Genomic DNA, 15,609 nt, shown 5'->3' with positions numbered 1-15,609 from the left:
ACGGTCCCGACCCGCGGCGGGCCGCTCAGCCCGGCCGGGTGTCGGGGGCGTGGGTCGTCACAGTTCCTCGCCGAGGGGCAGTCGGTGGATGCCCGGGAGGTATGCGTCGAGCTCCCCCGGCGTGAACCGGGACATGCCCACCACGTGCCAGAACTCACCGGCCACATCGCCTTCGTACTTGTACCCGCCGGCCGGTGTCAGTGCCGCCCAGCCGTCCGCCATTCCCATCAGCGTCCCGCGCAGGGACGGCGGCTCGCCGTCGGCCGGAAGGTTCCAGAGCCGTACGGTGCCGTCCTCGGCGCCGCTCGCCAGGGTCGTGCCGTCCGGGGAGAAGGCGAGCGAGAGCACGCGGCCGGTGTGCCCGACGAGGTCGGCGGCCTTCTCCCCCGTCTCGGCGTTCCACAGGCCGACGCCGCGGTCGTCGCCCCCGGTGGCCAGCAGCGGGCGGCTCGGGTGGGCGGCGACCGCCCACAGCCGGCCGCCCCGTCCGCGCAGCCGCAGGCGGGCCCGTCCCCCGCGCCAGACGATGGCCGTGCCGTCCCAGCTCGCGCTGGCCAGCCAGGCGCTCCCCGGGCCGTATGCGACGCCGTACACCCGGTCTGCATGGCCGTCGCCGCCGGCGCCGAGGTGGTCCATGAGGCGGCCGCTCCTGGCGTCCCACACCCGTACGGAACTGTCGTCGCAGCCGGTGGCCAGAATGTCGGCGTCCGGGCGGAAGGCGATCGAGCGGACCCGCCCCCGGTGCCCGGTCAGAGTGGAGACGGGGGATCCGGTGGGGCGGAACCACACGTGGACGGAGTCGTCGTCGTTGGCGGTGGCGAGCAGGGTGCCGTCCGCGCTGAAGGCCTCCGCCCAGACGTGCTCGGTCTCGGCGTCGAGCTCCCTCAGGTACTCGCCGCCGACCGGGTCCCAGAGGTACATGTCGCCGTCGTTGCTCGCGGTGGCCAGGATGGCGTCGACGGGGCTGAACGCGGCCGAGACCAGCCGGTCGCCCCGTCCGGTGAGCTCGTCCGTACGCCGCCCCGTGCGGGTCTCCCAGAGCCGTACGACCCCGTCGTTGCCGGCCGTCGCCAGCTGGGAGCCGTCCGCGCTGAAGGCGACACCGCTGATCCGGCGGCCGTGCCCGCGCAGGATGCGCTTGCCCTGGCCGGTGGCGGCGTCCCAGATCTGCGCGCCGCCGTCGTTGCCGACGGTGAGGAGCTGGCTGTCGCCGGGCCGGAAGGCGCACGCCCAGGCGGTGCCGCGGTGCGCGGTCGGCTGCTGGGGGTGGAGGGCGACGGTGTAGCCGTGGGGGCGGCCGGTGACCGTCCACAGCCGGACGGCGCCGTTGCTGTCGCAGGCCACGAGGAGCCTGCCTTCATCACCGAAGAGCACCTGGTAGACGCCGCCGGTGCCCCGTTCGAGGATTCCGGCGGGGGTGCCGACCACCGGGTCCCACAGCCGCACCTGGCCGTCGGTGTCGCCGCTGGCGAGGAGGTTCCCGTCGGGGTGGAAGTCGAGGACGTACACCCGGCCGGTGTGTCCGGTGAACTCGTGCAGCAGCCGCGCGTCGGCCGTCCGCCAGATCCGCACCGTGCCGCCCTGCCCGGGTCCGCCCCGGTCGGCAGTGGCGAAGAGGGTCCCGTCGGGGCTGAACCGGGCACGGTAGACGGCCCCCCGGTGGCCTTCGATCTCCCGGACGCAGTGCCCGGTGCTCAGGTCCCACAGCCGTACCGTCGCGTTCGCGTCCCCGGTGAGCAGCGTTCCGTTCGGGCCGTAGACCGCGGTGTAGACGGGTGCGGTGTGACCCGGCATCCGGTGCAGGGGCTCGCCGGTGCCCACGTCCCAGACCGTGACCAGGCCTTCGCGGTCGCCGGTGGCGAGCAGCGTTCCGTCCGCGTCGAAGGAGACCGGCCACACGCCGTCGGGGTGGACCCGCAGGTGGTGGCGGCACGCGCCGGTCACCGGGTCCCAGAGCCGCACGGCCCCGTCGGAGCCGCCGGTGGCGAGGACGCCCGCCCGGAACTTCACGGCGTACACGCGCCCTTCGTGACCTTGGAGGGTGCGCACCGCCCGGCCGTCGTCGGCGCCGCAGACCAGGATGGAGCCGTCCTCGCTGCCGACCGCGAGGAGTTCGCCGTCGGTGCTGTACGCGATGGGTTCGGGCAGCCGGCTGGTGCGCATGCCGAATCCGTACGGGACCCCGACGGCGGAGGGCCGGAACCCGGCGTCCACCGGCATCCCCGGGGCGATCGCGGCGACGCCGAGCTCGGGGGCCGACCGCACCGCCTCGTCCATCGTCACGTCGATGAGCGCGGCCCGGTGCCAGCGGCTGCCCGTCAGCACGGCGCCCCTCAAGTCGGCCCGGGTCAGCCGGGCCCGGCTGAGGTTCGCGCCGGTCAGGTCGGCGGCGCTGAGGTCGGCCCGGTCCAGGCGGGCGCCGGTCAGCCGGGTGCCCCGCAGCAGCGCGCCGGACAGGTTCGCGCCGATCAGCCGGGCGTCCGTCAGATCGGCGTCGGTGAGGTCGACACCGGAGAAGTCGCGGTGCGAGAGGTCCTCCCCGGCCAGCCGGGCGCCCCGCAGGTCGGCGTTGGCCGGTACCCGGAGCCGGTCGGAGATCCGGACGGCGTTGGCGCGGGCGGCCTCGCTGACCGAGCGCCCCGGTGAGTCGAGGACGTCGCGCACCCACCGGGCGCACTGTTCGTGGTCGGCGAGGTCGCAGAAGAACTCGACGGCGAGCTGGCTGAGCGGCCGTGCGAGGAGCAGGGTGTGCCCGCCCCGGGCGAGCTGGCGGGCGGCCTCCCGTGCCACCAGCCATTCGATGACGGAGCCGTGGATGAACTGGAACACCCCGTCGTCGCTGCGGACCAGCAGGCTGCCCGCGCCGACGGCCTGGGCGCGTTCGGACGGGGTGAGCGGCGAGAGCGCGAGCGGGGAACCGGTGAGTTCGCTGAGGGTGCCGGCCACGGTCTCGGTGAGCTCGTCGAGCCGCAGGGCGCTGCGGCCGCTCTCCCACAGCCGCAGGGCGAGCGCGGTGACCGCCGCCCACAGCTCTTCGAGGCCGAGCCCGGGCGGCGCGCCGGGCCCGCCCTGGCCGCGCCGCTCCTCGTGGCCGAGCCAGGAGGTGAACACGTCCTCGTACAGGCGGGCGGGGCTGAGCGCCCGGCCGGCCCCGGCGACCGCGCGCAGCTGGTCCTGGCTCAGGTCGGCGACGAAGGAGAGCAGCCGGGGGTTGCGGCAGAGCATCAGCAGGTCGGGGATGTTGCGCAGGAGCTGGTAGCGCTGGTCGGCGGTGTGCTCGTCGCCGTAGCTGCGCACCAGGTAGGCGCGGATCTGTGCGGGGGTGAAGCCCTCCACGGCCAGGATCCGGCGCTGCGGGAGCAGGCCGACGCGCTCGCCGAGCGCGGTGAGGACCTGGGCGTGCGACTTGAAGTGCTGGGTGCGGCTGCTGACGACGATCTTGGCGTTGTCGACGGCCGCGTCGAGGAGGACCTGGAGGTGGTCGGCGGCGCGGTCGTAGCTGACCCGGTTGACCAGTTCGTCGAATCCGTCGAAGAGCAGGACCACGCGGCCCTGCGCGAGCATGTAGCGCAGGGCCCGCAGGTCGATGGTGTCGACGCCGTGGCCGGCCAGGTGGGCGGCGACCAGGCCTTCGAGGCTGTGCGCCCGGTCCAGGGAGTCGAGCGGGATCAGCAGCGGGGTCAGGTGCGGGAGCTGTTCGGAGATGCGGCGGGCGAGCTCGCGCAGGGCGAAGGTCTTGCCGTGCCCGAAGTCGCCGAGGAGCAGCACGAAGCGGCCGTGGTCGGACTCCAGCAGTTCCAGCAGCTCCTCGACGAGTCCGTCGCGTTCCTGGCCGCCGCCGTCCTGGCCGCCGGGGCGGTCGGCGTCGCGGTAGCGCTGGGGGAGGTAGAGCCCGGGGGCGTACTGCTCGCTGGCGTTGAGCCGGGCGCTCTGGGCGGCGACGTAGCCGCGCAGGTCGAGCAGGCCCTGGAACTCGATGAAGCTGCGCACCCTGACCCGTACGCCGTGGCCGGCGGCCCGGGTGCGCAGCCCGCCGGCCGGGGCGTCGCCCGCGTACACCAGGACGGCCTCGGAGCCGGAGTCGGTCGCGTGCACCTGGGCGATGAAGCGGTCGACCTCCTCCTCGGTGGGGCTCCCGGGGTGGACGGCGATGCGCTGCTGCTGGACGACGCCGTCCTCCTGCTCCCGCCAGGTGGCCATGATCTGCACCATGTCGCCCGGTTCGCGACGCGGTACGTCGCGCAGCCGTACGCCCTCCCGGCGCACCCGGCAGATCTCCTTCACCTGCTCGGCGAGCGCGGCGGCCGGATCGTCCAGGGGAGCCCGGCCGGTGGCACGCTCGACGTTGATGACGGGCGGGAGCTCCGGTACGGGGAAGACCCGTCGGGTCTGCCGCCACTCGGCGGGGAAGGTCGCGGCCTCGGGGGTGATCCGGTCGTCCCAGCGGGTCACTCCCTGCGCACCGACCTGGAGCAGCTGGAACCGGGCGGGGGCCGCGGAGCCGAACAGCGGGAGCTCACCGGCGGGTCCGGCGAGCTGGGTGCGGCTGGGGGTCGCGGTGGCGGTGCGCGGACCGCCGGTCGGCCCGTGCAGCAGCAGGTGCAGCCGGGGGGCGGCCAGCCGGGCGAAGGTGTCGGTGTCCCGCAGCCCGCCGGGGCCGCCGATCGCGTCGCCGGGGCGGCGCCCGTCGGTGAGCGGGTGGCGGAGCGCGCCGATGCGCAGCCAGCCCTCCTCCTCGTACCGGCGCATGGCTTCGGCGAACCAGGCGGCCTGGTCGCGGCCGATGAAGCCGTACTGCTCCTCGGGGCGGTGGCTGTAGGCGATGGAGGAGTTGAATCCGGCGACGACCGTGCTCAGTTCGGGCACCGGGAAGAGGGTCCAGGGCTGGTCGCTGTCGAAGACGGTGTCCAGGCCCTGGTAGAGGCCGCGGAACAGCCGCGTGTAGTGGCGCCACTTGGGCCAGTACGGGGGCTGCGGCGCCACCTCGTCGGCCTCGCAGGTGTGGAAGTAGGCCTGGGAGGCGGCCTGGTTCACGTCCTGGGCGCCCGGTACCACCATGACCCGCTGGGGCGACAGGTCGAGCTGGGACCGCAGGGCGGTGAGGAAGCTGAGGGCCTGGTCGCACTCGCGCGGGCTGCCGGACGCGGTGAGGTCCCCGGTCACCACCATCAGGTCGGGGGCGGGTGCCCCCGCGTCCCGGAGCATGATGAGGTCGCCGCGGATCTGCCGGCTGAGGGCATCGGGTTCGCGACCGCGCCCGAAGTCGGGCCCGGCCAGGTGCAGCACGGTCACGGTGTCCTGGGCGCCGGCTCCGCCGGCCGCGGCGGCCTGCGGGTAGAGCGGCGCCCGGGCCGGCCGCCGGCGCCCGGACCAGCCGGGGCCGGCCAGTGCGCTCGGCCGCGGCCGGCCCGGGTTGGGCTGCTCCCGGTGGCGGGTGGCGCCCGCTGCGCCGCCCGGGAAGCCGGGGCGGCGTCCGGGGCGGGCGTGGCCGTCGACGGCCTGGCCGACCCGGTTCAGCAGCAGGGTGCGGGCGGCGTCGATGTCGGCCACGCCCACGAGGTCGACGTAGGTGATCGTGGCGAGGAGTCCCTCGATCGGGATCTCGTCCACCCGGACGGTCAGCAGCCTCCGTTCGGGGGACTCGGGCGAGGCCCGGAGCGCGGCCTGCCATTCCATCCGGCCGTAGGTGGATCGCTCGTAGTGGCGTGACAGGACGGCGATGACCGCCACGGACTCGCTGACCCCGCGGTCCATGAAGTCGATGAAGTTGGTTCCCGGCACGAAGTCCCATGCCTGCACCACCGTGCGGTACCCGGCTTCCTCGAGGGTCCAGGCGATCCAGGCGGCCCACGGTTCGTCTGCCGGGGAGTAGCTGATGAAGAAGTCGAACTCTCTTGCAGGAGCGCCGAATTGCCCGTCCGTCATCATGCGTCCATCGTAGGACGGCGTCCTCGACCGCGGGTTGTCCCGGCAAGGACGGGCGGCCGTTCCCGGGGGGGGGCCTTCGCGGGCGCGGCCGTTCTCGGGGCGGGCCTCACCCCGCCCGGGCGGGGTGTCCGGTTCCGTCGGGCCCCTCTGACGTCGGGACGTGTGGATGTGCGAACCTGTTCGCCGTGTCCCTCCTTCGGCGTCTGCACCCACTGGATTGGCTGGCCGGCGGCCTGCTCGTACTCGGTGCGCTGTGCGTCGCCACGGGCCTGCTGCCCACCGGGCCGGCCGCGGACGTGATGCAGCGCATCGGTCCGCTGGTGGTGTTCCTGGCCACCGTCATCGTCCTCGCCGAGCTGACCGGCAAGGCGGAGGTCTTCGACGTCGTCGCGACCTGGGTGGCGCGGGCGGGCCGCGGAAGATATCCCCTCCTGTTCTGCCTCTGCGTGCTGTTCGCGTCGGTCACCACCATCACGCTCAACCTGGACACGACGGCGGTCCTACTGACCCCGGTGATGCTGGCGCTGGCGGCCCGGGTCGGGATCGCCCCCGTACCGCTGGCGATGACCACGGTCTGGCTCGCGAACACGGCGAGCCTGCTGCTTCCCGTGTCGAACCTGACGAACCTGCTGGCCGCGGACCGGATCGCGCTGACCCCGTCGGAGATGGCCGCCACCATGTGGGCACCGCAGCTCGCCGCCATCGCCGTCACGATGGCCTGCCTGTGGGGCTTCTACTGGCGCCCGGGGCGCCGCGGCGAGACCCGCTACACGCCCCCGCCCCTGCCCCGCCCCGCGGACCGGGTCCTGTTCCGGGTGTGCGCGGTGGCGTGCGCCGGGTTCCTGCTGGCGATCCTGCTCGCCGACGTACCGCTGTGGTCGGCGTCGATGGCGGCCGCGCTGATCGTGGTGGTGGCCTTCTGGGTGCGCCGCCGGGACGCGCTGCGCCTGTCGCTGATCCCCTGGCGGCTCCTCGTCCTCGTTCCGGGGATGTTCCTGGTCGTGGAGACGGTCAATGCCCACGGGCTGCACGACGTCCTCGCCTCCGCGATGGGGTCCGACAACGGCCTCGCCGGCATGCTGAGGTCCGCGGCGGTCGGGGCGGGCGTCTCCAACGTGCTGAACAACCTCCCGGCCTATCTGGCGGGCGAGGCGGCGATCCCGGTGGCCAACCACGAGCAGCTGCTCGCGCTGCTCGTCGGCGTCAACGTGGGCCCGGTGATCACGCCGTGGGCCTCGCTGGCCACCCTGCTGTGGTTCGAGCGGTGCCGCTGGCACGGCACCCGGATCGACCTGGGCCGCTTCTTCGGTACCGGGTTCGTGCTGGCGGTGGCGGGCACGCTGGCGGCGACGCTGGCACTGGCGGCCACCTCCTAGGCCAGCCCCGGGGTGCCGGCCGCCACCCGCTCCAGCAGGTACGCGAGGGTCTCGCCGCGTGCCGCCACGAAGCTGCGGCCGGTGTCGGCGCCGGTGAAGCCGGGTCTGAACGGCGCCCCGGACAGCGTGCGCAGCTCCACCCCGGCCTCCGCGGCGAGCAGCGCCCCGGTCGGCAGGTCCACCCCCTCGGCGCGGTAGCCGACGAAGGCGTCGATGGTGCCGCGCGCCAGCAGGCTCCAGCCGAGCAGCGGCGCCCACAGTTGCAGGACGCGCCGGCAGTGCAGCTCGAGCGTGCCGCGCAGGGCCACCGCCGTCACGTCCCCGCGCGCCACGGCGTACCCCTGCGTCCAGGCGACGACGGGCCCGGGGCGGGGCAGCGTCCGGTCGGGGCCGGGCAGCGCGCCGGACGGCCCGTACGCTCCGTGTCCCCGGACCGCGTGCCAGGTCTCCCCCGTGACCGGTTCGTGCACCACTCCCATCACGGGGGCGCCCGCGAGGCACAGCCCGATGCCCACCACGTAGGTGGGCAGCCCGATCGCGACGTTGTTGCTGCCGTCCAACGGGTCCACCAGCCAGGTGCGCTCGCCCGCCGCTTCGAGCAGCCCGGCCTCCTCGGACAGGATCCGGTCGTGCGGGAAGTGGCGCTGGATCCGGCTGAGGAGGAGCTTCTCGGCGGCGAGGTCGAGGTCCATCTGCACGTCCCCGGACCCGCCCTTGGTGCGCAGGCACCGCGCCGTCCCGAAACGGCTGCGCAGCAGGCCGCCCGCCTCCTCCGCCGCGGCCACCGCGACCTGCCGCTCGTGGTCGAAGTCAGGCCCGCTGTTGGGCATCGATCCTCCTGAGGACGGTGTGGACGCTGCGCACGGTCTGCGCGGTGTCGCACAGCCGGCGGGTCGTGCGGCGCGGGCGGCCGTCGAGCGGGCCGAGCGAGAGGTCGAGCTGTCCGGGGATCGACATGCCGTGGACCAGCGTGGCCGCGGGTTCGGCCCCGTCGAGGGCGGTGGCGTGGAACCGGCCCGCGGGCAGGGTGTAGGTCTGCCCGCCGGAGCTGATGTGGGCGGGGCCGGGCTCGCTGCGCACGAGGAGGGAGGTGGGCCGGATCTCGTCCACGCCGTCGCTGCCGCTGAGCACCTCGAAGACGCGGTGGGTCGCGCCCTCCTCGCCGTCCCGAACCACGGTGGTGCGTACCGGCAGGTTGGCGATCCGCCCGTACAGCACGCGGCTGCGCAGTTCCCAGCTGTGGGCGTGCATCGGGGACGCGTCCGGCTCGGCGTGGTCGCCGGCGTCGAAGAGATGGACGCAGATTCCTCGCGGGCCCTCTCTCAGCAGCGGCAGGCAGAGGAATCCGAGCGGATGCCTGACAGCGTGTAACTCCCGTGTCCCGGAGGCGATTTCCTCCAGGGTGATCAGGGTCCTTTCGAGCTCGGGGTCCATGGCACGCGCCGGAGCGCATCACCTCCTGTAGGGGTCCTCCGCGTGCAGGGCCTTCTCTATGATCTTGCCGATGTCGCTGTCGGTGAAGACGCGCGGCAGGGGCAGCCGCAGGTCGTCGAAGAGGGTCCGCACCTCGTCGACGGTGGGCTCCTGGCCGAGTGGCGAGGCGACGCGCAGATCGAGCACGGTGGCCTGCTCGCGGCTCTGGTGCAGCTCGGTCACGTAGTAGTCGTAGAGCGGCTGTCCGCGCTCGACCAGCAGGTTCACCCGGGACTGGTCGTCCTGGGTGATGATGAGGCAGGTCTCGGACAGGTCGAAGCGCAGGGTCGGGACGGCGGCGGACAGGTGCACGCTGATCTCCAGCGTCGTCAGCTGCCGCTGGTACCAGCAGGCGGCGAGGACGGTCGCGTAGGACTCCCGGCGGACCCGGTCGGTGGTCCACAGTTCGTCGCCGCGGCGCTGCACGCCGAACATCTGCCGGAACCGGGCGTACGCGGCGCAGGCGCGCTCGTCGGCCGGATTGACGATGTCGATCTTCACGTTGAGCTGCGAGCGCTGTTCCTTCGCGGCGCTCACGCACAGGGGGAGGGTCACGGCCCGCAGGTAGGTGCCCGTACCGCCCTTGAAATACCAGAGGTTGGTGTGCTGGCGGGCCTTGCGCAGCGCCTCGCCGACCTCGTTGCCCGACAGCGAACGCACCATCGCGAGGTCTTCCAGGGCCTGCCGGGTCCCGCTCATCGCCTCCTGGATGGTCGCGGGGCGGCGCACGCGCTCCACGAGCGACCCGGTCGCGAGGAGGCCGAGGACGACGAGGGTGGCGCCGGAGGAGACGTCGTCACTGATGACGTCGCCGAAGATGTCCAGGAGCCCGACCGCCATCGCGATGCCGAGGGCGACCACGACGTCGGCGTTGCGCAGCACCCAGGCGACGAAGCGTTCCAGGCGCCCTACTTGCGCTGCCATGAGCGCACCCCCTCCCCCCGCCCGTGTTCCGATGGTAGGAGATGCGCCGGTCGCCCCACCAGAGCGACTTCACGTCGCGCGGGCGCCCTCGCCGGTCAGCAGGCGGGCGCGCAGCCGCTCCGCGGTCGACCCGTGGAGCCCGACCCGGTCCTTGAGGTAGCCCTCCACCGATCCGTACCGGGCCTCCAGGTCCGCGAACACCAGCTCCATGACGACGGCGGGGGCGCGGCCGTAGCTGGGCCACTTCATGGTGCGGTCCGGGTTGGCGGCCCGCCAGTCCGCGGCGAGCCGCTCGGTGGCCAGTTCGGTGAGCGCGAAGTCGGCGAGCACGTCGGCGCGTTCCACCCCGAGCAGGGTCAGCACGAACGCCCCGATCAGTCCGGTCCGGTCCTTGCCCGACGTGCAGTGGAAGACGATGGGGCCGGGTGCCTGCGCGATCACTTCCAGCGCCTGCCGGATCTCCTCGGCCCCGTCCTCGGTCACTTCGGCGAACCGGTCCGCGAGGTAGCGCCAGGGGTCGAGGTCCGGGTCGATCTCGGCCTGGTCGTAGGGGCGGTGCTCGATGCTCAGGTTGACGTAGTGGAACCGCTCCGCCTCGGGCACCCGCCCCTTGGCCTCTATCTCCCACGGGTACCGCAGGTCGATGACCGTCCCGATGCCCAGGCCCAGGAACCGCTCCCAGTCGGCGCCGCTCAACTTGCCGAGCGAGTCGGCCCGGTAGACCGTCCCCCATCGAACGGTCCGCCCGTCGGCGGACCGGTAGCCGCCCAGGTCACGGAAGTTGTGCAGACGCTCGAACTCGACGTGCCGCTTCATCGGCGCTCCCCCTCGTCATCGGACTCCACCGACGACCATGCCCCAATCCGTACCCCGAACTCCAGTCCGACCCGCCGGAGCCCGCGAGTCCTGCCTGATCGGCAGGAAGCCTCTCAGCCGCGGGACGCTCCCGCCGGGATCGGGGGTTGCGGGTGGGGCGCGGGGAGGGCGAAGGCCTCGGCGAGGAGTTCGTAGGAGCGTTGGCGGTCGGACGGGTCGCAGGTCAGCGTGTTGATGATCAGCTCGTCCACGCCGTGGCTCGCGGCGAGGGCCGTCAGTTCCGCGGAAACCTGCTCCGGCGCCCCGGAGACGAGGGCCGTGCGGTGCACCTGGGCCCGTTCCAGCTCCGCGCCCGTCCAGCGGTGGCGGCGCGTGGTCCCGTACGACGGCAGCGGGCCGTCCTGGCCGAGGTCCTTGCGGGCGCGCCACAGCAGCATGCTCTGTGCCAGTTCCTCGGCGCGGCCGGCGCTGTCCGCCGTGACCACGCGGACCGCGAGCGCGCCGCCGGCCCGTCCGCCGGTGGAGGTGCGGAACCGGGCGCGGTAGTCCTCGAACGCCTCCCGCCCGCCGACCGGGGAGAAGAAGTGCCCGAACGCGAACTCCGTGCCCAGCATTCCGGCCAGCCGCGCCGATTCGCGGCCGGCGCCCAGGAGCCACATCTGCGGCGGAACGGGTGCCTGCGGGACGACCCCGCCCTCGCCGAGCAGGGCGCGCAGTTCCGCCAGCCGCTGCGGGAAGTCCCGGGCGGGACCGCCGGCGCGGCCGATGCCGAGGTCGACGCGTCCCGGGTGGAGGGAGGCCAGGACGCCGAACACCTCGGCCACCTTCGCCGGGTCGTAGCGCGGCAGCAGCACCCCGCCGGTCCCGATCCGCATCCGCGAGGTGCGGGCGAGCAGCGCGCCCGCGAGGATCTCCGGGGCGCTGCTCGCGAAGCCCGGCGAGTCGTGGTGTTCGGCGACCCAGTAGCGGGTGTAGCCGAGCTCCTCCGCGGCGCGGGCGAGGTCCACGGAGGCGCGCAGGGCCCCGTCCGGGGTGTGGTCCTCGCCGACCGGGGTCTGGTCGAGTACGGACAGTCGCAGCTTCGTCATGACGGGCCGCCCCTTCAGTGCTGGTGGGCGGGAAGGCCGGTGGCGCCCGCCATGGTCGCGGGCACGATCCTGAAGTCCCGTTCGAAAACCAGGTTGTGGAGGTCCGCGGCGGCGATCGCGCGCAGGGTGGGCAGTTCGGCGGCGGCCTGCGCGTCGTCGAAGACGTTCAGGGGCCATTCGGAGACCGTCGCCCCGCGCAGGTGCGGGTGGTGGAACGAGGCTCCGTAGTGGGCGTAGAGCGTCACGGGCGGGATGTCGGCGGCCGACTGCTCGTCCCACCAGAGGGTCCAGGCGTGGAAGAGGCTGCCGTCGTCGGCGCGTTGCACCTCGCTGGCGTCGATCACGCCCTGTCCGAGGAGGAGTTCGTCGTTGAGCTCGCCGAGCGCCTGGCGGGCGTACGGGTCCAGCAGGCGTGCGGCGGTACGGAAGTGCTCCTCCTTGTCGGGCCGGGAGACGGCGCCGCCGTGGATGCCGTCGCGCAGATCGGCGAAGTGGCGCAGCAGGGCGTCGAGGTTGGGGACGTCGGCGGTGGTGGTCATGTCAGAGCTCCTTGAGGGGTGAACGAGGGAGGAAGGGGTGCAGGGCCCGGCCGAGCCAGCCGCGCATCGACGCGGCCGGCTGCCGGCCCGGGCCGCCACGGCCGGGTTGCAGGAACGCCCCGTGGCCCGTCTGCCGGAACTCGCGCAGGGTGACCTCCACTCCGGCGGCCCGCAGCAGCTGCCCGTAGTGGTGCACGTCGTCGCTGACGGGGTCGAGGTCGCCGGTGGCGAGGACGGCCGGTGCCAGTCCGCTGAGGTCGGCGGCCTCGAAGGGGGTGCTGTGGAGCCGGGTGCCGTCCGGGGCGACCGGCCGGCCCGGAAGCCGGTAGTCCTGCCAGGCCGCCACCAGGTAGGAGGCGGTCGGGAACAGGTCGGGGAAGCGGTGGTACGAGGCTGCCGCGCACGCGGGGTCCAGCGGCGGGTACGCCAGGACCTGCGCGGCCAGCGGCAGCCCGCGGTCGCGGCGGACGAGGGCGGCGCAGGCGGCGAGGGTGCCTCCGGCGCTGTCCCCGCCGACGGCGAGGACGGGCCCGGCGGGCTGCGCGGACCGGTCGTGGTCCTGCTCCCCGGCCCAGGTCAGGGCGGACAGGACGTCCTCGACCATGGCCGGGTGGCGTACGTCGGGGGCGAGGCGGTAGTCCACGCTCAGCACGCCGAAACCGGAGTGCTGGGCGAGTTCCGCGGTGGCGCCGTGCCAGTCCTGGGCGGATCCCGCGCGCCAGCTGCCCCCGTGGGCCCACACCAGCCAGCCCTGCGGCGACCCGGTACCCGGCCGGTACGCGCGGGCGGGAAGGGGCCCGGACGCGGTGGGCACGGACACCTGCTCCCAGCTGACGACGGTGGGTGTGGCCATCGGGGTTCCTTTCCATCGGTAGCCGGCGCTCGCGCCGGGCCCGGGGCCAACGTTCGCGGCCGGGGCAGGGCTGTCACAAGGCGGAGTTGCCTTAGTGGGGGCGCGCACTTCGTCAGCGGGACTGCTTGGTGCGGAGGAAGAGGGCGGTGGTGAGGGTGCCGAGGACGACGATCGCGGTGTTGACGATGACCGCGGTCGTGATCCCGGCATGGATATCGGTGTTCGCCGCGGCGATCGCCGACATGATCGGCGTGCCCATCGTGATACCGATCTGCTGCGTCATCGTCGCCAGACCCGTCGCCATACCCTGCTCGTGATCCGGCAGCCCCGTCGTCGCCGTCACCATGAACCCGACGATCACCAACATGTTCCCCACACCACCGGCAAACGTGGCGACCAGCAGCAGCCACATGCTCGACGAGGTCTCACCCAACGCGACCAGGCTCAACGTCGCGACGGCCTGGAGCACACCCCCCACGATCAGCGTGGTCCGCGTGCTCGTCGCCCCGATGACGCGCGGAGCGATCGAACCACCGATCACCGTCCCGATGCCCAGCACACCGAACGACAGACCCGCCGTCAGCGGCGAGAAGTCCAGGACCTCCTGGAGGTAGAGCGTCATCAGGAAGACCAGACTCGTCTCCGTCAGGAACGCGATCAGACCCGCGATATTGCCCCAGGCCACCGTCTTCTTCTTCAACACCGACACCGGGACCAGCGGAGCCGAACTCCTCGACTCGACCGCATAGAACACCACCAGCAGCACCACTCCCGCCGCCAGCCAGCCCAGCGCACTGCCCGAACCCCAACCGTGCTCACCGGCCTGCGTCAGTCCGTAGATCAGCGCGAGGAGACCCAGGGTGACCGCCGTCGCACCGGGCAGATCCAGCTTCGGACGCACCGCCGGACGCGACTCCTTGATCACCACAGGAGCGATGAACAACACCGCCAGCGCCACCGGCACGTTGATGAAGAACGCCCACCGCCACGACAGCAGATCCGTCAACACACCACCCAAAATGGCGCCCGTCGTGAACCCCGCCGACATCAACGCACCATTCAAACCGAGCGCCTTCTGACGCAGCGGCCCCTCCGGGAACGACGTCGTCAACAACGACAGACCGGCAGGGGTGACCGCCGCCGTCGCAAGACCCTGGAACACCCGAGCCACCAGCAGCATCTCCGGCGAGGTAGCCAGACCACCCGCCAACGACGACAGACCCAGCACCCCCAGCCCCACCAGGAACAACCGACGCCGACCGAACAGATCCGCCACCCGACCGAACAGCAGGGTGAAACCAGCAGCACACAACGCGAACGACGTCGCGATCCACTGCAGATTCGACAACGAGAAACCCAGCCCGTCACCGATCACCGGCAACGCCACATTCAGAATCGAGAAATCCACCGCCAGCATGAACTGCGCCACCAGCAGCACCACCAGGACAAGCTTCAAACGCCCATCCAGACGAACGGGCCCCCCGGTACCCGTATCGACCCGCGCACCCTCGACGACCGACATCGCGAACACATCCTCTCGATCACGCAACGACCTGTTGCGTCATCGACTCTGGACCGGTCGGAGGGGGTTACCCAGCCCCCTGGTTGTGCTGGCGCCGGGCAAGCTAGCACTCCCAGGGCCACCTTCACGGGCAGCGTTCGGCGCCCTCCCCCGGCACACTGGAACGCATGGACACACCGACTGCCCTGGGCGAGTTCCTCCGCACGCGTCGCGCCCAGCTCCAGCCCGAGGACGTCGGGCTCCCCTCCCACGGCACCCGCCGGCGCGTACCGGGGCTGCGGCGTGAGGAGCTCGCCCTCCTGGCGGGCGTGAGCATCACGTACTACACGCACCTGGAGCAGGGGCAGAGCACGAACGCCTCGGACAGCGTCCTCGACGCCCTGGCCCGCGCCCTGCGCCTGACCCCGGACGAGCACGCCCACCTGCTGAACCTCGCGCGGCCGCCCCGCGCCAAGCGGGTCCAGTCGCCGCGTCCCGAGTACGCCCGCGACACCACGCGCCGGCTGATCGCCGCGATGCCGCAGGTCCCGGCGGTCGTGCTGGACGGCCGCAACAACGTGCTGGCCTGGAATCCGCTGGGCCACGCCCTGCTCGCGGGCCATGTGGACCTCGCGAGCCCCGACGATCCGGCGGTGCGTCCGAACCTCACGCGGATGCTGTTCCTCGACCCGCACACCCGGGAGCTGTACACGGACTGGAAGAGCGAGGCCCGGGTCGCCCTGGCGGCCCTGCGCCTGGTGGCAGGGCGCAATCCGGAGGACCGCGCCCTCGCCGAGCTCATCGGGTCCCTGATGCTCCAGAGCCCGGACTTCGCCTCGCTGTGGTCCAAGCACCCGGTACGGGACTGCACGGTCGGCACCAAGAATCTGCACCACCCGGTGGTGGGCCCGCTCACCCTCGATTTCGAGAACCTGCACCTGACCGACGGCACCAACCACCGGATGCTGCTCTACAGCGCCCCCGAGTCCTCTCCCTCCGATGCGGCGCTGCACATGCTGTCGAGCCTGACCGCCGGTCCGGCGGCGGCGCCGGGGCGCAACGCCCCGAAGCCCGCGTCGGCGGATGCCGACGCGGGCGGGGAGCAGTAGGG

At 73.0% G+C, this 15,609-nt stretch carries 11 protein-coding genes; 2 read left to right on the top strand and 9 right to left on the bottom strand.

What is annotated here, in order from left to right; translation table 11 throughout:
* Positions 1–57: 57 nt before the first annotated feature.
* Positions 58–5,928, bottom strand: a complete 5,871-nt coding sequence (locus B6R96_RS30505) for a TIR domain-containing protein (protein WP_107475609.1) — start codon at positions 5,926–5,928, stop codon at positions 58–60.
* Between the two features lie 185 nt (positions 5,929–6,113).
* On the opposite strand from B6R96_RS30505, the gene B6R96_RS30500 reads away from it, so the two are divergent.
* Positions 6,114–7,304, top strand: coding sequence for an SLC13 family permease (locus B6R96_RS30500; RefSeq protein ID WP_237291556.1), 1,191 nt, complete (start codon positions 6,114–6,116; stop codon positions 7,302–7,304).
* On the opposite strand, the gene B6R96_RS30495 is transcribed toward B6R96_RS30500, so the two are convergent.
* From B6R96_RS30495 to B6R96_RS30460, 8 genes are all read right to left on the bottom strand, one after another.
* Positions 7,301–8,134, bottom strand: a complete 834-nt coding sequence (locus B6R96_RS30495) for an inositol monophosphatase family protein (protein WP_081524208.1) — start codon at positions 8,132–8,134, stop codon at positions 7,301–7,303. The genes B6R96_RS30500 and B6R96_RS30495 overlap by 4 nt on opposite strands.
* On the bottom strand, positions 8,115–8,738 hold the full coding sequence (locus B6R96_RS30490; RefSeq protein WP_107475608.1) for a hypothetical protein: 624 nt from the start codon (positions 8,736–8,738) through the stop codon (positions 8,115–8,117). Before B6R96_RS30490 ends, B6R96_RS30495 begins: the two co-directional genes overlap by 20 nt.
* 18 nt (positions 8,739–8,756) lie before the next feature.
* Positions 8,757–9,701, bottom strand: coding sequence for a hypothetical protein (locus B6R96_RS30485; RefSeq protein ID WP_053704616.1), 945 nt, complete (start codon positions 9,699–9,701; stop codon positions 8,757–8,759).
* A 69-nt stretch (positions 9,702–9,770) separates the two neighbouring features.
* Positions 9,771–10,517 (bottom strand): tyrosine-protein phosphatase, encoded by a 747-nt coding sequence (locus B6R96_RS30480; RefSeq protein WP_081524207.1) that lies wholly within the window; start codon positions 10,515–10,517, stop codon positions 9,771–9,773.
* Positions 10,518–10,630: 113 nt separating this feature from the next.
* Positions 10,631–11,605: an LLM class flavin-dependent oxidoreductase gene (locus B6R96_RS30475; RefSeq protein ID WP_081524206.1), complete on the bottom strand. Its 975-nt coding sequence runs from the start codon at positions 11,603–11,605 to the stop codon at positions 10,631–10,633.
* 14 nt (positions 11,606–11,619) lie between these two features.
* The gene (locus B6R96_RS30470; RefSeq protein WP_030384054.1) at positions 11,620–12,144 is read right to left on the bottom strand and encodes a hypothetical protein; all 525 of its coding nucleotides are present in this window, start codon (positions 12,142–12,144) and stop codon (positions 11,620–11,622) included.
* A gap of 1 nt (position 12,145) precedes the next feature.
* Positions 12,146–12,997: an alpha/beta hydrolase gene (locus tag B6R96_RS30465; RefSeq protein ID WP_081524205.1), complete on the bottom strand. Its 852-nt coding sequence runs from the start codon at positions 12,995–12,997 to the stop codon at positions 12,146–12,148.
* A gap of 112 nt (positions 12,998–13,109) precedes the next feature.
* Positions 13,110–14,519 carry an MFS transporter gene (locus B6R96_RS30460; protein ID WP_081524204.1) on the bottom strand — a complete coding sequence of 470 codons (1,410 nt, stop codon included), beginning with the start codon at positions 14,517–14,519 and terminating at the stop codon, positions 13,110–13,112.
* A 167-nt stretch (positions 14,520–14,686) separates the two neighbouring features.
* Between B6R96_RS30460 and B6R96_RS30455 the strand changes: the two genes are divergently transcribed.
* On the top strand, positions 14,687–15,607 hold the full coding sequence (locus B6R96_RS30455; RefSeq protein ID WP_081524203.1) for a helix-turn-helix domain-containing protein: 921 nt from the start codon (positions 14,687–14,689) through the stop codon (positions 15,605–15,607).
* Positions 15,608–15,609: the final 2 nt, after the last annotated feature.

It is taken from the genome of Streptomyces sp. Sge12, assembly GCF_002080455.1.
Lineage (GTDB): Bacteria > Actinomycetota > Actinomycetes > Streptomycetales > Streptomycetaceae > Streptomyces.
This window is presented reverse-complemented; position numbering and strand designations above follow the sequence as displayed.